This is a genomic window from Synechococcus sp. R55.7 (assembly GCF_047461955.1).
Taxonomy (GTDB): Bacteria; Cyanobacteriota; Cyanobacteriia; order Thermostichales; family Thermostichaceae; genus Thermostichus.
In genome coordinates, this window is sequence record NZ_JANSIC010000161.1 from 4,788 (window position 1) to 5,934 (window position 1,147).

1 protein-coding gene is annotated in these 1,147 nt (G+C 54.7%); it reads left to right on the plus strand.

What is annotated here, in order from left to right:
• Nucleotides 1–186 precede the first annotated feature (186 nt).
• On the plus strand, nucleotides 187–1,083 hold the full coding sequence (locus NW820_RS09105) for a hypothetical protein (protein ID WP_414407311.1): 897 nt from the start codon (nucleotides 187–189) through the stop codon (nucleotides 1,081–1,083).
• The last annotated feature ends 64 nt before the right edge of the window (nucleotides 1,084–1,147 follow it).

Below are 1,147 nucleotides of genomic sequence, written 5' to 3' on the forward strand. Positions count from 1 at the left end.
ATTTGGGCAGACTCTTTGGCCTTGGCTCGCAAGAGAGATCGAGGCACTGGATATTAAAGTAAAATTAAGCCCCCAGTTGTTGTATCGAATGCCTCCTTTTCCAGGCTTGGCCAATAGAATGAACAGCATAAAATAGACACGGCACCCCCACCTGGACTCTATAACCCTATGGATCATCCTGATTCTGTGGCTCGGCGCTACATGAAACTGTGCGAGGCCTATCTCTCTCTCAACGAAGCCTTCGACAAATTGGATCAGTCCCACAGCCGCCTACAGCACTACATCAAACGACTCCTTGGCTATTTCAGTGCTGCCCAACAAGCTCTGGTTCAACTGCCGCTCTTGCAACAGCGGATTGAGCAGAGCGACCGCTGGATGAACTCCTTGCGAGAAGAACTGCAAGCCAAAGAGGCCCGGCTTGGCGAGCTAATCGCCAACTACGACCAAGTCTGCGGCGAGCTGGACTCTACCAAAGCAGAACTGTTGAGCGCTCAAGCGCTGATTGAGAAACTGGAAGCCGAAAATGCTCAGGTTTTGGAACGCTTGAGTCGGCTCACCAACATGGAAGAGGAAATGGCAAACTTGGCGGAACAGCTGGCCCAAGCGAACGAAGCTCGTCAGCAGATGGAGGCTCGAAATCGCGAGCTGGAGCGAGCTTTGGGAGACCGGGATCAGCACATTTACAGCCTGCAGGAGCGATTGGCCCAATTGGAGCAAGAGATGGCCTTCCTGAAAGCTCAGCGGGATGAGGCCCAGCAAGCTGCACAACTGGCTGTATCTCGCGCTGAGCAGGCGGAAGCTAGGCTGAAGGTGCAAACCGAACAAGTTCAGACTTTGCAAAATAAGCTCCATCAAGCCGAGGAGCAGCTGGCCATGGTAACCCTGAACGAGCTGGAGCTCCTGCTCAGCCATAACTCGATGAACCTCTTGCGAGAAGCGGGGCAGGCTGCAGAAGTAGATGCCCAGGTGCTGGCAACCGTACCGGCCTCTCTGGCCGAGGCGGAACACATTCTGCTGGAGATCGACCAGTTCATTCAGTTCATTTTGGCCTACTCGGAGCCCATGAAGTCGCAGGCTGCGTGACATACTCCCGACGCTGTAGCTAGCTTCCCGCAGGGTTGCTACGCACACAGCGCGGGCTTCTCAG